General features: G+C 65.7%; 12 protein-coding genes. 6 read left to right on the top strand and 6 right to left on the bottom strand.

Annotation, left to right across the window (positions count from 1 at the left end):
* The first annotated feature begins 14 nt into the window (after positions 1-14).
* Complete coding sequence (ptsN, locus tag ACM9LZ_RS05200; RefSeq protein WP_416618287.1) at positions 15-473, top strand: PTS IIA-like nitrogen regulatory protein PtsN; 459 nt, start codon at positions 15-17, stop codon at positions 471-473.
* A gap of 445 nt (positions 474-918) precedes the next feature.
* Here ptsN and gltB read toward each other — a convergent pair whose 3' ends face one another.
* From gltB to clpS, 5 genes are all read right to left on the bottom strand, one after another.
* Entirely contained in the window at positions 919-5,460 is a 4,542-nt protein-coding gene (gene gltB / locus ACM9LZ_RS05195) for a glutamate synthase large subunit (RefSeq protein WP_416618286.1), read from the bottom strand.
* 2 nt (positions 5,461-5,462) lie between these two features.
* Positions 5,463-6,125, bottom strand: coding sequence for a glutathione S-transferase family protein (locus tag ACM9LZ_RS05190; protein ID WP_416618285.1), 663 nt, complete (start codon positions 6,123-6,125; stop codon positions 5,463-5,465).
* Between the two features lie 56 nt (positions 6,126-6,181).
* Positions 6,182-7,633, bottom strand: a complete 1,452-nt coding sequence (locus ACM9LZ_RS05185) for an NAD(P)-dependent oxidoreductase (RefSeq protein ID WP_416618284.1) — start codon at positions 7,631-7,633, stop codon at positions 6,182-6,184.
* Positions 7,634-8,040: 407 nt separating this feature from the next.
* Entirely contained in the window at positions 8,041-10,341 is a 2,301-nt protein-coding gene (clpA, locus tag ACM9LZ_RS05180) for an ATP-dependent Clp protease ATP-binding subunit ClpA (RefSeq protein WP_416618283.1), read from the bottom strand.
* Between the two features lie 6 nt (positions 10,342-10,347).
* A complete protein-coding gene (gene clpS, locus ACM9LZ_RS05175; protein WP_416618282.1) occupies positions 10,348-10,674 on the bottom strand; it encodes an ATP-dependent Clp protease adapter ClpS in 327 nt (108 codons plus the stop codon).
* Positions 10,675-10,822: 148 nt separating this feature from the next.
* Between clpS and ACM9LZ_RS05170 the strand changes: the two genes are divergently transcribed.
* Together ACM9LZ_RS05170 and ACM9LZ_RS05165 are read left to right on the top strand one after the other, a co-directional pair.
* Positions 10,823-11,761: an undecaprenyl-diphosphate phosphatase gene (locus tag ACM9LZ_RS05170; RefSeq protein ID WP_416618281.1), complete on the top strand. Its 939-nt coding sequence runs from the start codon at positions 10,823-10,825 to the stop codon at positions 11,759-11,761.
* Positions 11,762-11,765: 4 nt separating this feature from the next.
* Positions 11,766-12,575 carry a TrmH family RNA methyltransferase gene (locus tag ACM9LZ_RS05165; RefSeq protein WP_416618280.1) on the top strand — a complete coding sequence of 270 codons (810 nt, stop codon included), beginning with the start codon at positions 11,766-11,768 and terminating at the stop codon, positions 12,573-12,575.
* 45 nt (positions 12,576-12,620) lie between these two features.
* Here ACM9LZ_RS05165 and ACM9LZ_RS05160 read toward each other — a convergent pair whose 3' ends face one another.
* Positions 12,621-14,618: an HWE histidine kinase domain-containing protein gene (locus tag ACM9LZ_RS05160; protein WP_416618279.1), complete on the bottom strand. Its 1,998-nt coding sequence runs from the start codon at positions 14,616-14,618 to the stop codon at positions 12,621-12,623.
* 251 nt (positions 14,619-14,869) lie between these two features.
* On the opposite strand from ACM9LZ_RS05160, the gene trpA reads away from it, so the two are divergent.
* The 3 genes from trpA (at position 14,870) to ACM9LZ_RS05145 (ending at position 18,219) form a co-directional block, all read left to right on the top strand.
* Positions 14,870-15,727 (top strand): tryptophan synthase subunit alpha, encoded by an 858-nt coding sequence (gene trpA / locus ACM9LZ_RS05155; protein WP_416618278.1) that lies wholly within the window; start codon positions 14,870-14,872, stop codon positions 15,725-15,727.
* 219 nt (positions 15,728-15,946) lie between these two features.
* Positions 15,947-16,897: an acetyl-CoA carboxylase, carboxyltransferase subunit beta gene (accD, locus tag ACM9LZ_RS05150; protein WP_416618277.1), complete on the top strand. Its 951-nt coding sequence runs from the start codon at positions 15,947-15,949 to the stop codon at positions 16,895-16,897.
* On the top strand, positions 16,894-18,219 hold the full coding sequence (locus tag ACM9LZ_RS05145; RefSeq protein ID WP_416618276.1) for a bifunctional folylpolyglutamate synthase/dihydrofolate synthase: 1,326 nt from the start codon (positions 16,894-16,896) through the stop codon (positions 18,217-18,219). Before accD ends, ACM9LZ_RS05145 begins: the two co-directional genes overlap by 4 nt.
* Positions 18,220-18,241 lie beyond the last annotated feature (22 nt).

The following is an 18,241-nucleotide window of genomic DNA, read 5'->3' as shown; positions in this document are numbered from 1 at the left end:
CGCCTTCGGCTACGATGAATGATCTTTTGACGCCGGAGGCGATCCTCCCGAACCTCAAGGCCGGCTCCAAGAAGCAGGCCTTGCAGGAACTGGCCAGGAAGGCGGCCGAGTTGACCGGCCAGCACGAGCGATCGATTTTCGACGTGCTGGTGGAACGTGAACGGCTGGGCACCACGGGCGTGGGGCGTGGCATCGGTATTCCCCATGGCAAGCTGCCGGGCCTGCCCGGCGTCATGGCCATTTTCGCCCGGCTGGAGAAGCCGGTCGATTTCGAGGCGATCGACGAGCAGCCGGTGGATCTGATCTGCCTGCTGCTGGCCCCGGAAGGGGCTGGTGCGGATCACCTGAAGGCGCTGGCGCGTGTGTCCCGCCTGCTGCGGGACCCGGCGCTGTGCGACAAGCTGCGCGGCGCGGAAACGGGTGATGCCCTTTACGCGCTGCTGGCCCAGACCGAAGAGGTCAGTGCCGCATAATAATCAGGCTTCACGTTCTATGGGTAAAACAGGCCGGCGCCCCACCAGGGGCGCCGGTTTGCATTGGAGGACCCAGATCATGGGCCGGCAGCCCTTGCCATATCCTGTTCCTTACAGACTCTCTTCACCTCATACCAAGTTGCGGTGATTTGAACTCATCGCACCTTGTTTGGCGCGCCCATACGCGCGCAAGCCCAGCCGCCGGATGGCGGCGCCCGGCGCATGAGAGCTGCATTGATCAGGACCGTCGGTTCTGATCAATGCAGATACGCATCACAGGTAAGGATAGAAGCGAAAGGCCCGGTCCGGCCTGCGACTCGTAACCCGCAGAAAGCCTGACATCCCGAGTCGCGCATGAAAAGGAAAAGGGGGCCTTACGGCCCCCTATCCTTACTTGTCCTCATCCGATCCCGGTGAGTGGAGCTCACCAGAACAGGGGATATCCTTACTCCGCGCTCAGTCGTTCCGCTGCCGTAACGGGGACCGGCAGCCGGCTCAGCATCTCCTTCGGCACGACCTGCCAGAATTTGCCCCGCACCAGTTCCCAATCATTCAGAAGCTGGGCTGCCCAGCGGCTGCCCGTCTCGTCGACATGCTCCTGGATCAGGGCTTTCAACTGGTCCTCGTAATGCGGCACTTCGAGGCGCTGCCAGATCACGCTTTCCGGGTTCACGAACAACGGGAAGCTGCCTTCCTCGTCATAGACATAGGCCATGCCCCCCGTCATGCCGGCGGCGAAATTGTCGCCGACCCTGCCCAGGATGGCCGCGAGGCCGCCCGTCATGTATTCGCAGCCGTTGGAGCCGCAGCCTTCGACCACCACGGTGGCACCGGAATTGCGGACCGCGAACCGTTCACCGGCCTGGCCCGCCGCAAACAGCTTGCCGGCCGTGGCGCCGTACAGCACCGTGTTGCCGATGATCGTGTTCTCGTTGGTCTTCAGCGGGCTGGCCGTCAGCGGACGGACCACGATGGTGCCGCCCGACAAGCCCTTGCCGACATAGTCGTTGGCGTCGCCGAACACTTCCAGCTTAAGACCCTGCACCGCAAACGCACCCAGCGACTGGCCGGCCGACCCGCGCAGACGGACGGTGGCGTGGCCGGGCTGCAGGCCCTTCATGCCGAACTTGCGGGTGATCATGCCCGACAGCGCCGTGCCGATGGCACGGTGCGTGTTCTGAGCGTGATACTGCATCTGGGTCTTCTCCCCGTCCTCGAACAGGGCGCGGGCGTCCTTGATCATCTGGGCGTCCAGCGTGTCCGGCACCTCGTTGCGGCCGACCAGCGTGCAGTACCGGGCATATTCGCCCGGATCGGCCACGGCCAGCAGCGGGTTCAGGTCCAGGTCGTCCAGGTGGGCGGCACCACGGCTGACCTGATGCAGCAGGTCGGCGCGGCCCACCACCTCGTTCAGGGTGCGGAAGCCCAGCCCGGCCAGGATCTCACGCACCTCTTCGGCGATGAAGCTGAACAGGTTGACCACCTTTTCCGGCGTGCCGGTGAACTTCTCGCGCAGCGCCTCATCCTGCACGCAGACCCCGACGGGACAGGTGTTGGAATGGCACTGGCGGACCATGATGCAGCCCATGGCGACCAGGGCCGCCGTGCCAATGCCGAACTCCTCCGCCCCCAGCATTGCCGCCATCACGATATCACGGCCGGTCTTCAGGCCGCCATCGGTGCGCAGCGTCACGCGGTGGCGCAGGCGGTTCAGCGTCAACACCTGCTGCACCTCCGACAAGCCCATTTCCCACGGCACGCCGGCATATTTGACCGACGTCTGGGGAGAGGCCCCCGTGCCGCCATTATGGCCGGCGACCAGGATGATATCGGCACCGGCCTTGGCCACGCCGGCCGCGATGGTGCCGATGCCCGAGCGCGACACCAGCTTCACGCAGACCTTGGCGATCGGGTTGATCTGCTTCAGGTCATAGATGAGCTGGGCGAGGTCTTCGATCGAGTAGATATCATGGTGCGGCGGCGGGCTGATCAGCATCACGCCCGGCGTGGAATGGCGCAGCTTGGCGATCAGTTCGGTAACCTTGAAGCCGGGCAACTGCCCGCCTTCACCGGGCTTGGCGCCCTGGGCCACCTTGATCTCGATCTCGCGGCACTGGTTCAGATATTCCGCCGTCACGCCGAACCGCCCGGACGCCACCTGCTTGATGGCGCTGTTCCAGTTGTCGCCATTGGCGTCCGGCTTGAAGCGTGCCGGGTCCTCACCACCCTCCCCGCTGACCGAGCGGGCGCCGATACGGTTCATGGCGACGTTCAGCGTGCCATGCGCTTCCGGCGACAGGGCGCCCAGCGACATGCCCGGCGTGATGAAGCGGCGGCGCAGGCTGGTGATGCTCTCCACCTCGTCCACCGGCACGGCCTTGGCGCCATGCTTGAAGTCCAGCAGGTCGCGCAGGTTGATGGGCGGCCGCTTGTGCAGGGCCTCGGAATATTTCTTGAAGGTGGAGAAGCTGTCGGTGCCGACGGCCGTCTGCATCAGATGGATCAGGCCCCCTTCCCAGGCATGGCGGTCGCCGCCCTTGCGGAAACGGTAGAAACCGCCGACCGGCAGGGCCACCACATCCTCGTCATAGGCCGTCTGGTGCTGGCCCAGCACCTCTTCCTGGATACCCAGCAGACCCAGGCCGGAGATACGGGACGGCAGACCGGGGAAATATTCCGCCGCCAGGGAGCGGGACAGGCCGATCGCCTCGAAATTAAGGCCGCCGCGATAGGAACTGATGATGGAGATGCCCATCTTGGACATGACCTTCAGCAGGCCGTCATTGATGGCCTTCTTGTAGCGCTTCAGGCAGTCTTCCAGGCTCATCTGCCCGAACAGGCCGCGGCGATGACGGTCGGCGATGGCTTCCTGGGCGATATAGGCGTTGACGGTGGTGGCACCGACGCCGATCAGCACCGCGAAATAATGCACGTCCAGACATTCGCCCGATCGCACATTCAGGCTGGTGAAGGTGCGAAGCTGCTGGCGGATCAGGTGGGTATGAACCGCACCGGTGGCCAGGATCATCGGCATGGGCGCACGGGTGCCGTCCATGGCCTCATCGGTCAGGATGACATGGGTGGCACCGCCGCGCACCGCGTCCTCCGCCTCCTGACGGATGCGGCGCAACCCGTCGCGCAGGGCATTGTCGCCGGCCGCCGGGTCGAAGGTGCAATCGATCTCCGCCGCCGTGGTTCCCATATATTTGCGCATGGCGCGGAATTCGGCACTGGTCAGCACCGGGCTTTCCAGTTGCAGCAGGCGGCACTGGGTCGAATCCTCGTCCAGGATATTGCCCAGGTTGCCCAGCCGCGTCTTCAGCGACATGACGCGGGTTTCGCGCAGGCTGTCGATGGGCGGATTGGTGACCTGGGCAAAATTCTGACGGAAATAATGGTGCAGACCGCGATACTTGTCGGACAGCACGGCGATGGGGCTGTCGTCGCCCATCGAGCCCACGGCCTCCTTGGCGTCGTCCACCATGGGCTGCAGGATCAGTTCCAGATCCTCCATGGTGATGCCATAGGCAAGCTGGCGGCGGCGCAACTCGTCCTTGGACAGTTCCGCCGGCTCCACCGGGGCCTTCTTCACCAGATCATCCAGAACCGTGATCTCGCCAATCCAGTTTCCGTAGGGCCGCTGGGCCGCCAGATTGTCCTTGATCTCCCGGTCATGGAACAGCCGGCCTTCCTTCAGGTCGACGGCGATCATCTGCCCCGGACCCAGGCGGCCCTTCTCCACCACGGCCTGCTCATTGATCTTGACCATGCCGGTTTCCGAACCGCCGATGATCAGACCGTCGCCCGTGATGACATAGCGCAGCGGGCGCAACCCGTTGCGGTCCACACCCCCCACGACCCAGCGGCCATCATAGATGGCCAGGGCGGCCGGGCCGTCCCACGGCTCCATCACGGCGTTGGAATAGGAATAGAGATCGCGGTGAGCCTTGGGCATCACCTCCTTGTTCGACCAGGCTTCCGGCACCAGCATGGTCTTGACCATGGGCGCCGAGCGGCCGGCCATCATCATCAGTTCGAACACGGCGTCCAGCGCGCCGCTGTCGGACGAGCCGACGGGGATGACGGGCTTCAGATCCTCCACCCAGGCGCCGAACAGCTCATGATCCATCCGGGTCTCATGCGCCTTCATCCAGTTCACGTTGCCGCGCAGCGTGTTGATCTCGCCATTATGGGCCAGCGTGCGGAACGGCTGGGCCAATTGCCAGGTCGGGAAGGTATTGGTGGAATAGCGCTGGTGATAGACGGCGAAATTGCTCTCGAACCGTTCATCCAGCAGATCGGGATAAAAGGCCGTCAACTGCTCGGCCAGGAACATGCCCTTGTAGATGATGGACCGCGCCGACAGGGTGCAGATATAGAAGCCGCCGATCTGCTCGCTCGCCACCGCCTTCTCGATGCGGCGGCGGATGATGTAGAGGTCGCGCTCGAACTGGTCTTCCGGCACATCCTTGGGGTTGCCGACCATGATCTGCTCGATCTCCGGCCTTGTGGCGTTGGCCTTCTCGCCGATGATGGAGATGTTGATCGGCACCTGGCGCCAGCCATAGATCGTATAGCCCCAGTTGAGAATCTCCGTCTCCACGATGGCGCGGCAACGCTCCTGCGCCGACAGGTCGGTGCGCGGCAGGAAGACCTGACCGACGGCGATCAGCCCCTGGGGCAGCGGATGGCCCGTGCGCACCACATGCTCGCGGAAGAAAGACTGGGGCAGTTGCACATGGATGCCCGCACCGTCGCCCGTCTTGCCGTCGGCATCGACGGCACCGCGATGCCAGAGCGCGCGCAGCGCCTCCACGGCCTTTTCCACCACCTCGCGCCGCGGCTTGCCGTCGATGGCCGCCACGAAGCCGACGCCGCAGGCATCATGCTGTTCGGTATCGACGAAGGCGGTGGTGTCCAGCAGGGCCTTGTTGGCAACGTATTCGGCCGCGAAAATCTCACCGGCGTGAATATTGGCGTCGGTCATGGTCAGGCCCCTTGGCGTTCGGAAGTCAGTGCATCGGCCACGGACACGGGCGTGCCCACGGCGTCGGTGATCTTGATGTGGTTGGGCTGGGCCGCGAACCGGTCCAGCCAGTCGCGGATGGCGGGATAGGGGGCAAGGTCGAAGCCCCCCTCCTCCGCCACATGGGTATAGGCATATAAGGCAATGTCGGCGATGGTGGCGTTCTGCCCGACGAACCAGTCACGGCCCGTCAGGTGGCGTTCCATCAGTTTCAGCGCCGCATGCCCGTTCTCGCGCTTGGCGATCAGGGCATGGATGCGCTCCGGGTCCATCGCCACCTTGTGCGTGATCCAGAACCGGGCCGTCGCGATGTTCGGCTCGTGGCTGTACTGTTCCCAGAACAGCCATTGCAGGACGGCCGCCTTGTCCCGGCGGTTATCCGGCCAGAAGGACGTATCCTCGGCCAGCCAGCGCAGGATGGCGTTGCTTTCGGCCAGAAAGTCGCCGGGCGCCAGCCGCAGCATGGGAATGCGGCCATTGGGGTTGAGCGCCAGGAATTCCGGCGTCCGCGTCTCACCCCTGTCGATATCCATTTCCACGCGCTGGAACGGATGCCCGAGCTGCGTCAGCAGCCAGCGGCACTTGTAGCCGTTCCCTGAGGAAAGATGATCGTAGAGGCGGAGCATGGACGCAATTCACCTGTCGACGGCGGATTGAAGGAAACGCGCGCTGGCAGGGCGGCTCACTCGGCGGCCACGGCCACCGGCGCGGTCGCGATCCTGGCCTGGATGTAGCGGTGGATGCCATCGGCGGCGTCGCGGCCATCCTTGATGCCCCACACGACCAAGCTGGCGCCGCGCACGATGTCACCGGCAGCGAAGACACCGTCCAGGTTGGTCATCATGGTGGCGTACTTCACCTGCACCGTGCCCCAGCGGCTGACCTTCAGCTCCGGCGCACCGAACAGGGTGGGGATATCCTCCGGATCGAAGCCCAGCGCCTTGATCACCAGGTCGGCATCCATGGTGAAGTTCGACCCCTCGATGGGCAGCGGCGTCTGGCGGCCCGTGGCGTCGGCCACGCCCATATGCATCTTGTGGGCCTTCACGCCCGTCACCTGGGCGTCACCGGTGAAGCCCTCGGGCGCCGTCTGCCAGACGAACTCCACGCCCTCTTCCTCGGCATTGGCGGTTTCGCGCTGGGAACCGGGCATGTTCTTGCGGTCGCGGCGATAGACGCACTTCACCGACATCGCCCCCTGGCGGATGGCGGTGCGCACGCAATCCATGGCCGTGTCACCGCCGCCGATGACGACGACATTCTTGCCCGCGGCGTTCAGCTTGCCCGTCTCGAAATCCAGGACCGTGTCGCCCAGGCTCTTGCGGTTGCTGGCCGTCAGATAGTCCAGCGCCGGCACGATGCCGTCCAGCCCGGAGCCCGGTCCGCCCAGATCGCGGGCCTTGTAGACGCCGGTGGCGATCAGCACGGCATCATGTTCGGCGCGCAGGGTCCGAAGATCGGTGCTGCGCCCGATCTCCACGCCCAGATGAAACGTGACGCCGCTTTCCTCCAGCAGCTTCCAGCGGCGGATGACCACATCCTTTTCCAGCTTGAAGCCCGGAATGCCGTACATCAGCAGCCCGCCCACCCGGTCGTACCGGTCATAGACATGGACCTGATAGCCCTTCTTGCGCAACTGGTCGGCCGCGGCCAGGCCGGCGGGACCGGCACCGATGATGGCGACGGACTGCGCCCGCTCCACGCGCGGCACGGTGGGCTTGACCCAGCCATTATCGAAGGCCGTGTCCGTGATGTATTTTTCCACCGCCCCGATGGTCACCGTGCCGTGGGTCGACTGCTCGATCGTGCAATTGCCCTCGCACAGGCGATCCTGCGGGCAGATGCGGCCGCAGATTTCCGGCAGGTTGTTGGTGGCCTGCGACAGTTCATAGGCCTCTTCCAACCGCCCCTCGGCCGTCAGCTTCAGCCAATCGGGAATGTTGTTGGACACGGGGCAATGCACCTGACAGAAGGGCACGCCGCATTGCGAGCAACGTCCCGCCTGCTCGGCCGCCCCCTTGTCGGAGAAACGGGCATAAATCTCGTTGAAATCCTGGCGCCGCGCCTCGGCCTCGCGCTTTTCGGGCATGCGCTGGTCGGTGTGGACAAAGCCGAGCATCTTCTGCGTCGCCATGGAACCGTTCCTTACAAATCTCGCCTCAATCACCGGCGGCGGGGGCCGCCATTTCCGACACGACCGGGGCCTGGGCCGGAAACGGCGCTTGCGGGCAGGTAATCCCCTTTCCCGAAAAGCGCCGTCCATGAGCATATAAAGCGGCGAAAGGCCGTTTACCAGCAGTTTTTTGATGTTAGGTCAGTATAGTTGACCTTTATTCGGCGCATGATGCCCTTGCGATTCCGTTATAGGCCATTGCGAACAGTTCGCAACTGCAAAAATAGGTCCGAACTGGTACCATCTGGGTCGCACGCATTCTTTTCTGCACATCACACAGAGTTGTAAGGGATTGAAGAAAAAGAAAAAGAAACGCCCGGCAAGCGGACTTGCCGGGCGGCTTATGTGCAGGAGGGGCTGATTGGCTGTCAGGCCAACTCCTCCACCTTTTCCTCACGCTTGGACGTCTTCGGCTCGGCATAGTCGAAATCCAGGCCGTCGCCTTCCTTGTTCAGGACGACGCGGACGGCCCCGCCCTTCGACAGCTTGCCGAACAGCAATTCCTCGGCCAGCGGCTTCTTCACATATTCCTGGATGGTGCGGGCCAGAGGGCGGGCACCCATGACGGGATCGTAGCCCTTTTTGGCCAGCCAGGCGCGGGCGCCGTCGGTCAGTTCGATGGTCACGCCGCGGTCCGTCAACTGGGCTTCCAGTTCCATCACGAACTTGTCCACCACACGGGCCACCACTTCCGCCCCCAGGTTCGCGAACGGGATGATCGCATCCAGGCGGTTGCGGAATTCCGGTGTGAAGGCCTTGTTGATGGCGTCCTGGTCCTCGCCCGTCCGCACGCCGCTGCCGAAGCCGATGGCGGGCTTCGCCATGTCGGCGGCACCGGCATTGGTGGTCATGATCAGGATGACGTTGCGGAAATCCACGATCTTGCCGTTATGGTCGGTCAGCTTGCCATGGTCCATCACCTGCAACAGGATGTTGTACAGGTCCGGATGCGCCTTCTCGATCTCGTCCAGCAGCAGCACGCAGTGCGGATGCTGGTCGATGGCGTCGGTCAGCATGCCGCCCTGGTCGAACCCGACATAGCCCGGCGGTGCGCCGATCAGGCGGCTGACCGTATGGCGCTCCATATATTCGGACATGTCGAACCGGACCAGTTCGATGCCCAGGGTACGGGAAAGCTGCTTGGCCACCTCCGTCTTGCCGACACCCGTGGGGCCGGAGAACAGGTAGTTGCCGATGGGCTTTTCCGGCTCACGCAGGCCGGCTCGCGCCAGCTTGATGGCCGACACCAGCGCCTCGATCGCCTGATTCTGACCGAAGACCATGGTCTTCAGGTCCCGTTCCAGGTTCAGCAGCACTTCCTTGTCGTCGCGGCTGACCGACTTGGGCGGGATACGGGCGATCTTGGCCACCACCGCCTCCACATCCTTCTGGGAGATGGTCTTCTTGCGCTTGGCCTCGGGCAGCAGGGCCTGGGCGGCCCCCACCTCGTCGATCACGTCGATGGCCTTGTCCGGCAGCTTGCGGTCGCCGATATAGCGCGCCGACAATTCAACGGCGGTGCGGATGGCATCCTTCGTGTAGCGGACCTTGTGGTGGCTCTCATAATAGGTCTTGATCCCTTCCAGGATCTTGACCGCATCCTCGATCGACGGCTCGTTGACATCAATCTTCTGGAACCGCCGGACCAGGGCACGATCCTTCTCGAAATAGGACCGGTATTCCTTGTAGGTCGTGCTGCCGATGCAGCGCAGGGCGCCCGAGGCCAGCGCCGGCTTCAGCAGGTTGGACGCATCCATGGCACCGCCGCTGGTGGCGCCCGCACCGATCACCGTATGGATCTCGTCGATGAACAGGATGGAGCCGTCCAGCGCCTCCAGTTCGGAGACCACGGCCTTCAGCCGCTCCTCGAAATCGCCGCGATAGCGCGTGCCGGCCAGCAGCGACCCCATGTCCAGCGAATAGATCGTGGCCTTCTTCAGGATCTCCGGCACCTCGCCATGGACGATACGGCGTGCCAGCCCCTCGGCGATGGCGGTCTTGCCGACGCCGGGATCACCGACATAAAGCGGGTTGTTCTTCGACCGGCGGCACAGAATCTGGATGGTGCGCTCCACCTCCTGTTCCCGCCCGATCAACGGATCGATCTTGCCCGACAGCGCCTTCTTGTTCAGGTTGACGCAGTAGGCCTCCAGCGCCTCGGTGCCTTTCTTCACGACCTTCTCCGCCTGGGCGTCATCGTCCGCACCGGACACGCGCTTGGGCTCGGCGCGGCCGGGGGCCTTGGCGATACCGTGGGAGATGTAGTTGACCGCATCGAAGCGCGTCATCTCCTGCTCCTGCAGGAAATAGACGGCGTGGCTCTCCCGTTCGGAGAACAGCGCGACCAGAACATTGGCGCCTGTCACCTCCTCCCGGCCAGAGCTTTGGACGTGGATGGCGGCGCGCTGCAAAACGCGCTGGAAGCCGGCCGTGGGCTTGGCATCGTCGGTCCGGGTGGTGACGAGGTTCGCCAGCTCACCGTCCAGATACTCGACCAGTTCCGTCTTCAGCTTGGCCACATCGACGCTACAGGCCCGCAGCACGGCCAGCGCGTCCTGATCCTCCGTCAGGGCCAGCAGCAGATGTTCCAGCGTCGCATATTCGTGACGCCGTTCATTGGCGTTGGCCAGGGCCCGGTGGAGCGTCTGTTCCAGATTACGCGACAGCATGATGCGCTAATCCTTTTCCAGGGTACACTGTAACGGGTGCTGATGCTGGCGGGCGAAATCCATCACCTGGGACACTTTCGTCTCCGCCACCTCATAGGTGAACACACCACAAACGCCGACGCCACGCCGGTGGACATGCAGCATGATACGGGTCGCTTCATCACGGTTCTTGTTGAAGAAGCGTTCCAGCACATGCACGACGAACTCCATGGGGGTGTAGTCGTCGTTCAGCATGAGCACCTTGTACATGGAGGGCTTCTTGGTCTTGGGCGCCGCCTTGACGACCACGCCCGTCACCGTCCCTCCGTTCCCGTGCTTCTCATCCTCAGACATGGCGGTTAACGATCAATTGATGGGTCCCCCTGACGCGCCCTTCGATCATATGAAATGAATCGGTCCCGTTGGAAGGGCGTATCTGCATTGCCACCCGCGCTACACCCAGAATTTTGGGCCCGCCTTGAAAAGCGGCAGGCGCAAACCCATGACGCCGGCTGCCGGTACCCGCATCCGCCATGTCGCCTTGAATTTCACCATCGCACCTCTCGCCCGGCCCGGCACCGGCTGCTATAAGGCCCGCTGCCCGCGACATGAACGGACCAGAGCCTTGACCGACACCATCCCGTACTTCGACGCCATCCTGCTGGGCCTGCTGGAAGGGCTGACGGAATTCATCCCCGTGTCGTCCACCGGGCACCTGATCCTGCTGGGCGAGATGCTGGGCTTCAAGGGACAGGCGGAGGATGTTTTCAAGGTCGTGATCCAGCTCGGCGCGATCCTGGCCATCCTGCTGGTCTATTTCAACAAGCTGTGGGACGTGCTGAAGGGGCTGTTCGAGCGGCGGACCGAAAGCTATCGCTTCACCGCCGCCATCCTGCTGGCCTTCCTGCCCGCAGCCGTCATCGGCGTGTTCGCCCATTCCTACATCAAGAGCGTGCTGTTCAACCCGACGGTCGTGTCGGTGGCACTGATCGTCGGCGGGGTCATCATCCTGCTGGCGGAAAAGCTGCGACCGCCGCCGCGCCACTTCACGGTGGAGGCTTTCCCGGCGCGCCTGTCGCTCTCCATCGGTTTCGTGCAATGCCTGGCCATGATCCCCGGCGTGTCACGGTCCGGTGCGACAATCATCGGCGCCCTGCTGATGGGTGTGGAGCGCAAGGCGGCGGCAGAGTTCAGCTTTTTCGTGGCCATCCCCACCATGCTGGGCGCCGCCGTCTACGACCTCTACAAGAACCGGGAGGTGCTGGAGGTCGGCAATGTCGGCATGATCGCCGTGGGCTTCGTGATGGCCTTCCTGTCGGCGCTGGTCGTCGTGCGCTGGCTGGTCGATTTCGTGGGTCGGCACGGTTTCACGCCGTTCGCCTGGTATCGCATCGTCATCGGTTCCATCATGCTGGGCTGGCTGACCCTGTTCGCGGGCTGATCCGATGCAAGACCGTTCCACCCTGTCCTTGAAGCCCAAGCCCGCCGCGGCGGCGGCCGGGTCCGGCAAGGCGCGGCGCAAGCCGTTCCGCATCGCCGGCCTGCCGGCGGTGGCCGCCCTGTTCGACCGTGATCCCGACAGGGCGGAAAAGCTCTATTTCGATGAGAGGCTGAAGGAGGCCGCCGGCCCTTTCTGCGCCCGGCTGGCCGCGGGCCGCAAGCCCTACCGGCTGGTTCCCGCAGCGGAACTGGAGAAGATCGCCGGATCGGCCATGCATGGCGGCATCGTGGCCGAGGCCGCACCCCGGCCGGTGCTGCCCTTCAGCCTGGACCTGGCGCGGGGCTGGGCGGCCACGGGCCTGCCGCTGCTGATCCTGGATGGGGTGTCCAATCCGCACAATCTGGGCGCCATCCTGCGCACGGCGGCCTTTTTCGGGATCGACCGGGTCCTGATCTCCGACCACCCGTCCCAGGCCCTGCCGTCGGAGGCCGCCTATCGCGTGGCGGAAGGCGGCTTCGAGCATGTGAATCTTCATCGGACCGCTGATTTCCCGGCCACGCTGAAGGCCCTGGGTGGTCTCTACCGCACCATCGGCACCGCGCTGGGGCCTTTCCCGTCCCTGTCGGACCTGACCCGCCGGGCAGAGGGAAAGCCCGTGGCCGTCGTGATGGGGAACGAGGAACATGGCATGCCGCCGGCCAGCCAGGCGGCCTGCACCGAACTGGTCACCATCGCCGGCAGCGGCCGGGTGCAATCGCTGAACGTGTCGGCGACCACGGCCATCCTGGCCTTTCTGATGACCCGGGGCGCATAGGGACGGGCCGGCGAGGAGGCAGCCGGCCCGCGTGGCCGGCGGCCGTCACGGCTGCGGGCCCAGCGGCAGGGAGATGTGGCAGCGCAGGCCGGTTTCCGACCAGTCCATGTCGATCTTGCCACCCAACTGGTGGCGCAGCACCTGACCCAGCAGGGTGGACCCGAAGCCCTGGCGGGTCGGGGGGGCCGTGACGGGGGGGCCGCCCTTTTCCTCCCAGTGAAGGTCCAGCGTGCTGCGACGGACCGACCAGTCAACGGTGACGGTGCCGCCCGGCATGGACAGCGCGCCATGCTTGGCCGCGTTGGTGGCCAGTTCGTGGAAGACCAGGCCCAGCGACTGGACCATGTCGGCCCCCAGCCGCACCCTGGGTCCCCGCAGGGCCAGGCGGGCCCTGTCGGTCAGGAAGGCCTGGACCTCGTCCTCCACCAGCTTTTCCAGGTCCGCCCCCGACCAGGCGGCCTGGGCCAGCAGGCTGTGCGAGCGGGCCAGGGAGGAGATGCGCCCCTCCACCGCGCTGGTGAAGGCCTCGATACTGTCGGCGCGGCTCAACCGCACGACGGCCTGGGCCACGGCCAGGGCATTCTTGGCCCGGTGATCGACCTCGCGCATCAACAGGCGCTGGCGGTCCTCCGCCTCGTACCGGCCCGTGACGTCCAGCACCGTGGCGGTGCAGCCGATGATGCGCGCGCCCTCGTCCCGGATGGGCACGGCGTTGACGGACAGGACCTGGCGCGCCCCGGTCTTGGGATCGCGCAGGGCATATTCGCAATCCCGCACCACCTCTCCCGCCAGGGCACGGGCCGTGGGATAATCCACGCTGGCCATGGGCCGGCCGTCCAGCGTCGTCGCATGCCACAGGGCCGCATCATGGCGCACGCCGATGATGGCGCTGCGCGACAGGCCCAGGATGCGCTCGGCCGCGGCGTTGCAATCGGTGTACCGGCCGTCGGCCCCCACCTCCATGATCGCCACGGGCGTGGCGTTGAACAGGCGGCTCAACCGCTCCTCGCTGCGGCGCAGATCCTCCAGCGCCATGTCCAGATGGGCCGTGCGTTCCCGCACGCGCGCTTCCAGTGCCGCATTAGAGGAGCGCAACAGCCCCTGGGCCTGTTCGGCCTGCCGGGTCTGGCGCAGCGCGACCAGGGCCAGCGGCAGCAGCAGCAGGGCTGCAACCAGCGCGAAGCTGAAATGCCCCAGCGCCGTCCAAAGCCAGTCCGATTCGAGCCCGGCGGTGGAGATGCCATAGACCACGCGGGCCGGCACCCGGTCGACATCGGCAACCGCATACAGCCTTTCCTTGCCGTCGAACGGCGAGATGGCCGTCATCAGCCCGGTGGCGGGGTCGCGCTTGCCCACCAGATCAGCGACATTGCCGATGCCCACCTCACCGGATGTCACCGACGGGTGGCGGGCCAGCACCTCGCCATCCTCACGCACCAGCATCACTTCCACATCGGGGCGAAAGGCGATGCTGGCATAGAACGCCTCGAAATAGGCCGGACGCAGCGACACCTGCGCAACACCCAGGAAATTGCCGTCACGCCCTTCCAGCCGGCTGGACAGGGCGAAGAACACCTCCGGATTCAGGCGGCCGGACAGGCGCGCGCTCAGATGGGGTTCCGAACGGCCGTCACGGTGCGGCAGGAAATAATCGCGGTCGGCGACATTCATGTCCGGAACGGGCCAGCGCATCGTCGTGATGCGCACCCGCCCCTCGGCATCGACCAGCCAGTAGGATTGCACCTCCGGCGCTTCCGACGCCAGGTCGCGCAGCCATTCATGCACGCGCGGCGTGGCCGCCACCTCATCCCAGCCCTCGTTCAGGACCAGCCATTCCGCATTGCGCAGGATGAGGGTGTGGGCGCCCATCATGCGGGCCGCATGTTCAGCCAACTGGTCGGCACTGGACCTGATGTCGGCCACGGCCTTGTCCATCAGCCGGGCGCGGCCCAGCACGATCTCCACCCCGAACAGGCCCAAGGCCACCAGCAGCGCCGTCAGCGCCAGCCAGACGACGGCGCGCGACGGGCTTGCCGGCCGCATCGACCCCTCCTCATGCGAACCGGCCGCTATATTGGCATTATCCTGCAAGCTGTAATTCCCGATGATCGTTGCAAAGCAGATAACGCTGTTATCGGGTCCAGTTGAAGATGTTTCATCGTCTAACAGGGGCGTAGACCGAATAGCATAGGAGGCCCTTTTCCGCCGGGCCCGCCCGCGCAAAGCGTCATTGTTTCAGAGGTGCCCACGGTCTATGGTGCGCCGCCTTTCTTCGCTGTCCGGAACCTTTGATCATGACCAGCGCCCCGATCCAGGTCGCCCCGGCCACCGGCCGCATCGACCGCCGCTTCGCCGCCCTGAAGGCAGCCGGCCGGGCCGGCCTCGTCACCTTCGTGACGGCCGGCGACCCCGATCATGAAACCGGCCTCGCCCTGCTGAAGGGCCTGCCGGCGGCCGGTGCCGACATCATCGAACTGGGCATGCCCTTCACCGATCCGATGGCCGACGGGCCGGCCATCGAGGCCGCGGGCCTGCGCGCCCTGGCTGCCGGCGCACGCATGACCCGCACGCTGGACATGGTGCGTGCCTTCCGCCAGGGCGACGACGACACGCCCATCGTGCTGATGGGCTATTACAATCCCATCTATTCCTATGGCGTGGACCGGTTCCTGACCGATGCGCGGGGCGCCGGGGTCGACGGGCTGATCGTGGTCGACCTGCCGCCGGAGGAAGATGCGGAACTGTGCGTTCCCGCCCTGCGCGCCGGGGTCAATTTCATCCGGCTGACGACGCCGACCACGGATGATGCCCGCCTGCCGGCCGTCCTGGCCAACACCTCGGGCTTCGTCTATTACGTGTCGGTCACCGGCATCACAGGGGCGGGCAGCGCCACAGCGACGGCCATCGACGAGGCCGTCACCCGCCTGCGCCGCCATACCGACCTGCCGCTGGCCGTCGGCTTCGGCATTTCCACGCCCGAACAGGCCGCGGCGGTGGCCCGTGTGGCCGATGCCGCGGTCGTGGGCAGCGCCATCGTGCGCCGGGTGGAAGCGGGCCTGGACGCCGATGGCAAGCCCACTGCCGGGCTGGTCCCCGACGTTCTGGACTTCGTGGCCACCCTGGCCAGCGGTGTGCGCGCGGCGCGTGGCTGATCCGGCTTGACCTTTGCCGGTTGCAGCGCCTTATTGACGGACATGGGTGGTTCGGATTACCGAAGCGTCCAGGAACTGTTTGAGGACCGCGAAGCCATCGCCACGGCAGGTTTGCCGCAACAAAGCCGACCATGCCCGCGACCATGGCCGAGTGCAGCGGGACCCCGTCCCCGCCTCGGCAGAGTATAGCGGGACCCCGTCCCGCCTTGAAGGTACCCCATGAACTGGCTGACCAATTTCGTCAAACCGAAGATCCAGGCCCTCGTTTCCAAGAAAGAGGTTCCGGACAATCTCTGGCACAAGTGCCCATCGTGCGAGGCGATGCTGTTCCACCGTGACCTGGAGGAACAGCTTCACGTCTGCCAGCATTGCGGCCACCACATGCGCCTGACCCCCGTGCGGCGGCTGAACATGCTGCTGGACCCCGGTTACCAGACGATCGAACTGCCCAAGGTCGTGGTCGACCCGCTGAAGTTCCGCGACCAGAAGCGCTATACCGACCGCCTGAAGGAAGCGCAGGCCAAGTCCGGCCGCCAGGACGCCATCGTCGTGGCCCATGGCAAGATCAACGGCCAGGGCGCCGTCGTCGCCGCCTTTGATTTCGGCTTCATGGGCGGATCGATGGGCATGGCCGTGGGCGAGGGGCTGTTGGCCGCGGCCCGTCTGGCCGTGCTTCAGCAGGTGCCCCTGATCGCCGTGCCGGCATCGGGCGGTGCGCGCATGCAGGAAGCCATCCTGTCGCTGATGCAGATGCCGCGCACCGTCATCGCGGTGGAAATGGTGAAGGAAGCCGGCCTGCCCTATATCGTCATCCTGACCGACCCGACCACGGGCGGCGTGACGGCCAGCTTCGCCATGCTGGGCGATATCCATATCGCCGAGCCCGGCGCCCAGATCGGCTTTGCCGGCGCGCGCGTCATCGAAAGCACGATCCGCGAGACGCTGCCGGAAGGGTTCCAGCGGTCTGAATACCTGCTGGATCACGGCATGGTCGACATGGTGGTGCATCGCAAGGAGTTGCGCGGCACCCTGGCCCGCATCATCGACCTGCTGCGCCGCACCGGCCCCGGCGCGGACATCGTCAAGATTTCGCGCGGCGGGCGCGACCGGTCGGGCTCACGCAAGGGTCCGTCGGTCAGTGCCATCCAGGGTGGCGCCGGCTTCCAATGATCAAGGCCGCGCCGCTGGTGCCGGCCTCCCCCCGTCTGGAGGCGGCACTGGACCGGATGCGGCAACTGCATCCGGTCGTGATCGATCTATCCCTGGGCCGGATCGAACGGCTGCTGCACCGGCTGGGCAATCCGGAGCGGCATCTGCCACCCACCGTCCATGTGGCCGGCACCAACGGCAAGGGCAGCACCGTCGCCTTCCTGCGCGCCATGGCGGAGGCGGCAGGCCATCGGGTGCATGTCTACACCTCCCCCCATCTGGTGCGCTTCAACGAGCGCATCCGCCTGGCCGGCGACCTGATCGGCGACGACGCGCTGGCCGATATCCTGGAAGAGGTGGAACGCGCCAATGACGGGGACGCCATCACCTTCTTCGAGGTGACGACGGCCGCGGCCTTCCTGGCCTTCGCCCGCCAGCCGGCCGACCTGCTGCTGCTGGAGGTGGGGCTGGGCGGACGGCTGGATGCCACCAATGTCATTGCCAGCCCGGCCGTCAGCCTGCTGACGCGCATCTCCCTGGACCATACCCAGTTCCTGGGCCCCACCCTGGCCGAGATCGCAGCGGAGAAGGCCGGCATCGTGAAGCCCGGCCGGCCGGTCGTGGCGGGCCCCCAGGCCGACCCGGTGGCCGCGCAGGTCTTCACCGACCGGGCGGCGGCCGTCGGCGCGCCGCTGTCGCTGCACGGGCGGGACTGGCATGTGACGGCCACGGCGGACGGTTTCCGCTTCACCGATGCCGCCCGGCGTCTCGACCTGCCCCCGCCGGGGCTGGCGGGGGCGCATCAGATCCACAATGCCGGACTGGCCATCGCCGCCACGGCCCATCTGCCGCTGGCCATCGGCGACGCGGCGATCCGCACGGGTCTGGCCCGCGTCGAATGGCCCGCCCGCCTGCAGCGCCTGCGGCGGGGTCCGTTGGTGGAACACCTGCCGGCCGGGTGGGAGCTTTACCTGGATGGCGGGCACAATGACAGCGCGGGCGAGGTGCTGGCGGCCCAGTTGGCCCGCTGGACGGCCGACGGCCGGCCGCTCGACCTCGTGTTCGGCATGCTGGGCAGCAAACGGCCGCTGGATTTCCTGGCTCCCCTGGCGGCGCATGTGCGCCGGCTGCGGGCCGTGTCCATCCCCGGCGAGCCCAATAGCGTCAGCGCCGGCGACGCCGCCGGCTTCGCCCGGCAGGCCGGGATGGAGGCGGGCGACGATGCCGATGTCACAGCCGCCCTGCGTGCGCTGGCACAGGCCGCGGCCGGCGCCCCCCCCGCCCGGGTGCTGATCTGCGGCTCGCTTTATCTGGCAGGCACGGTCCTGGCCACCAACGGCTGACACTATTTTTCGGTGATCAGAA

It is taken from the genome of Niveispirillum fermenti, assembly GCF_048066175.1.
Taxonomy (GTDB): Bacteria; Pseudomonadota; Alphaproteobacteria; order Azospirillales; family Azospirillaceae; genus Niveispirillum; species Niveispirillum fermenti.
Note: the sequence above shows the minus strand (reverse complement) of the source record. Positions and strands in the feature narration are given on the sequence as shown.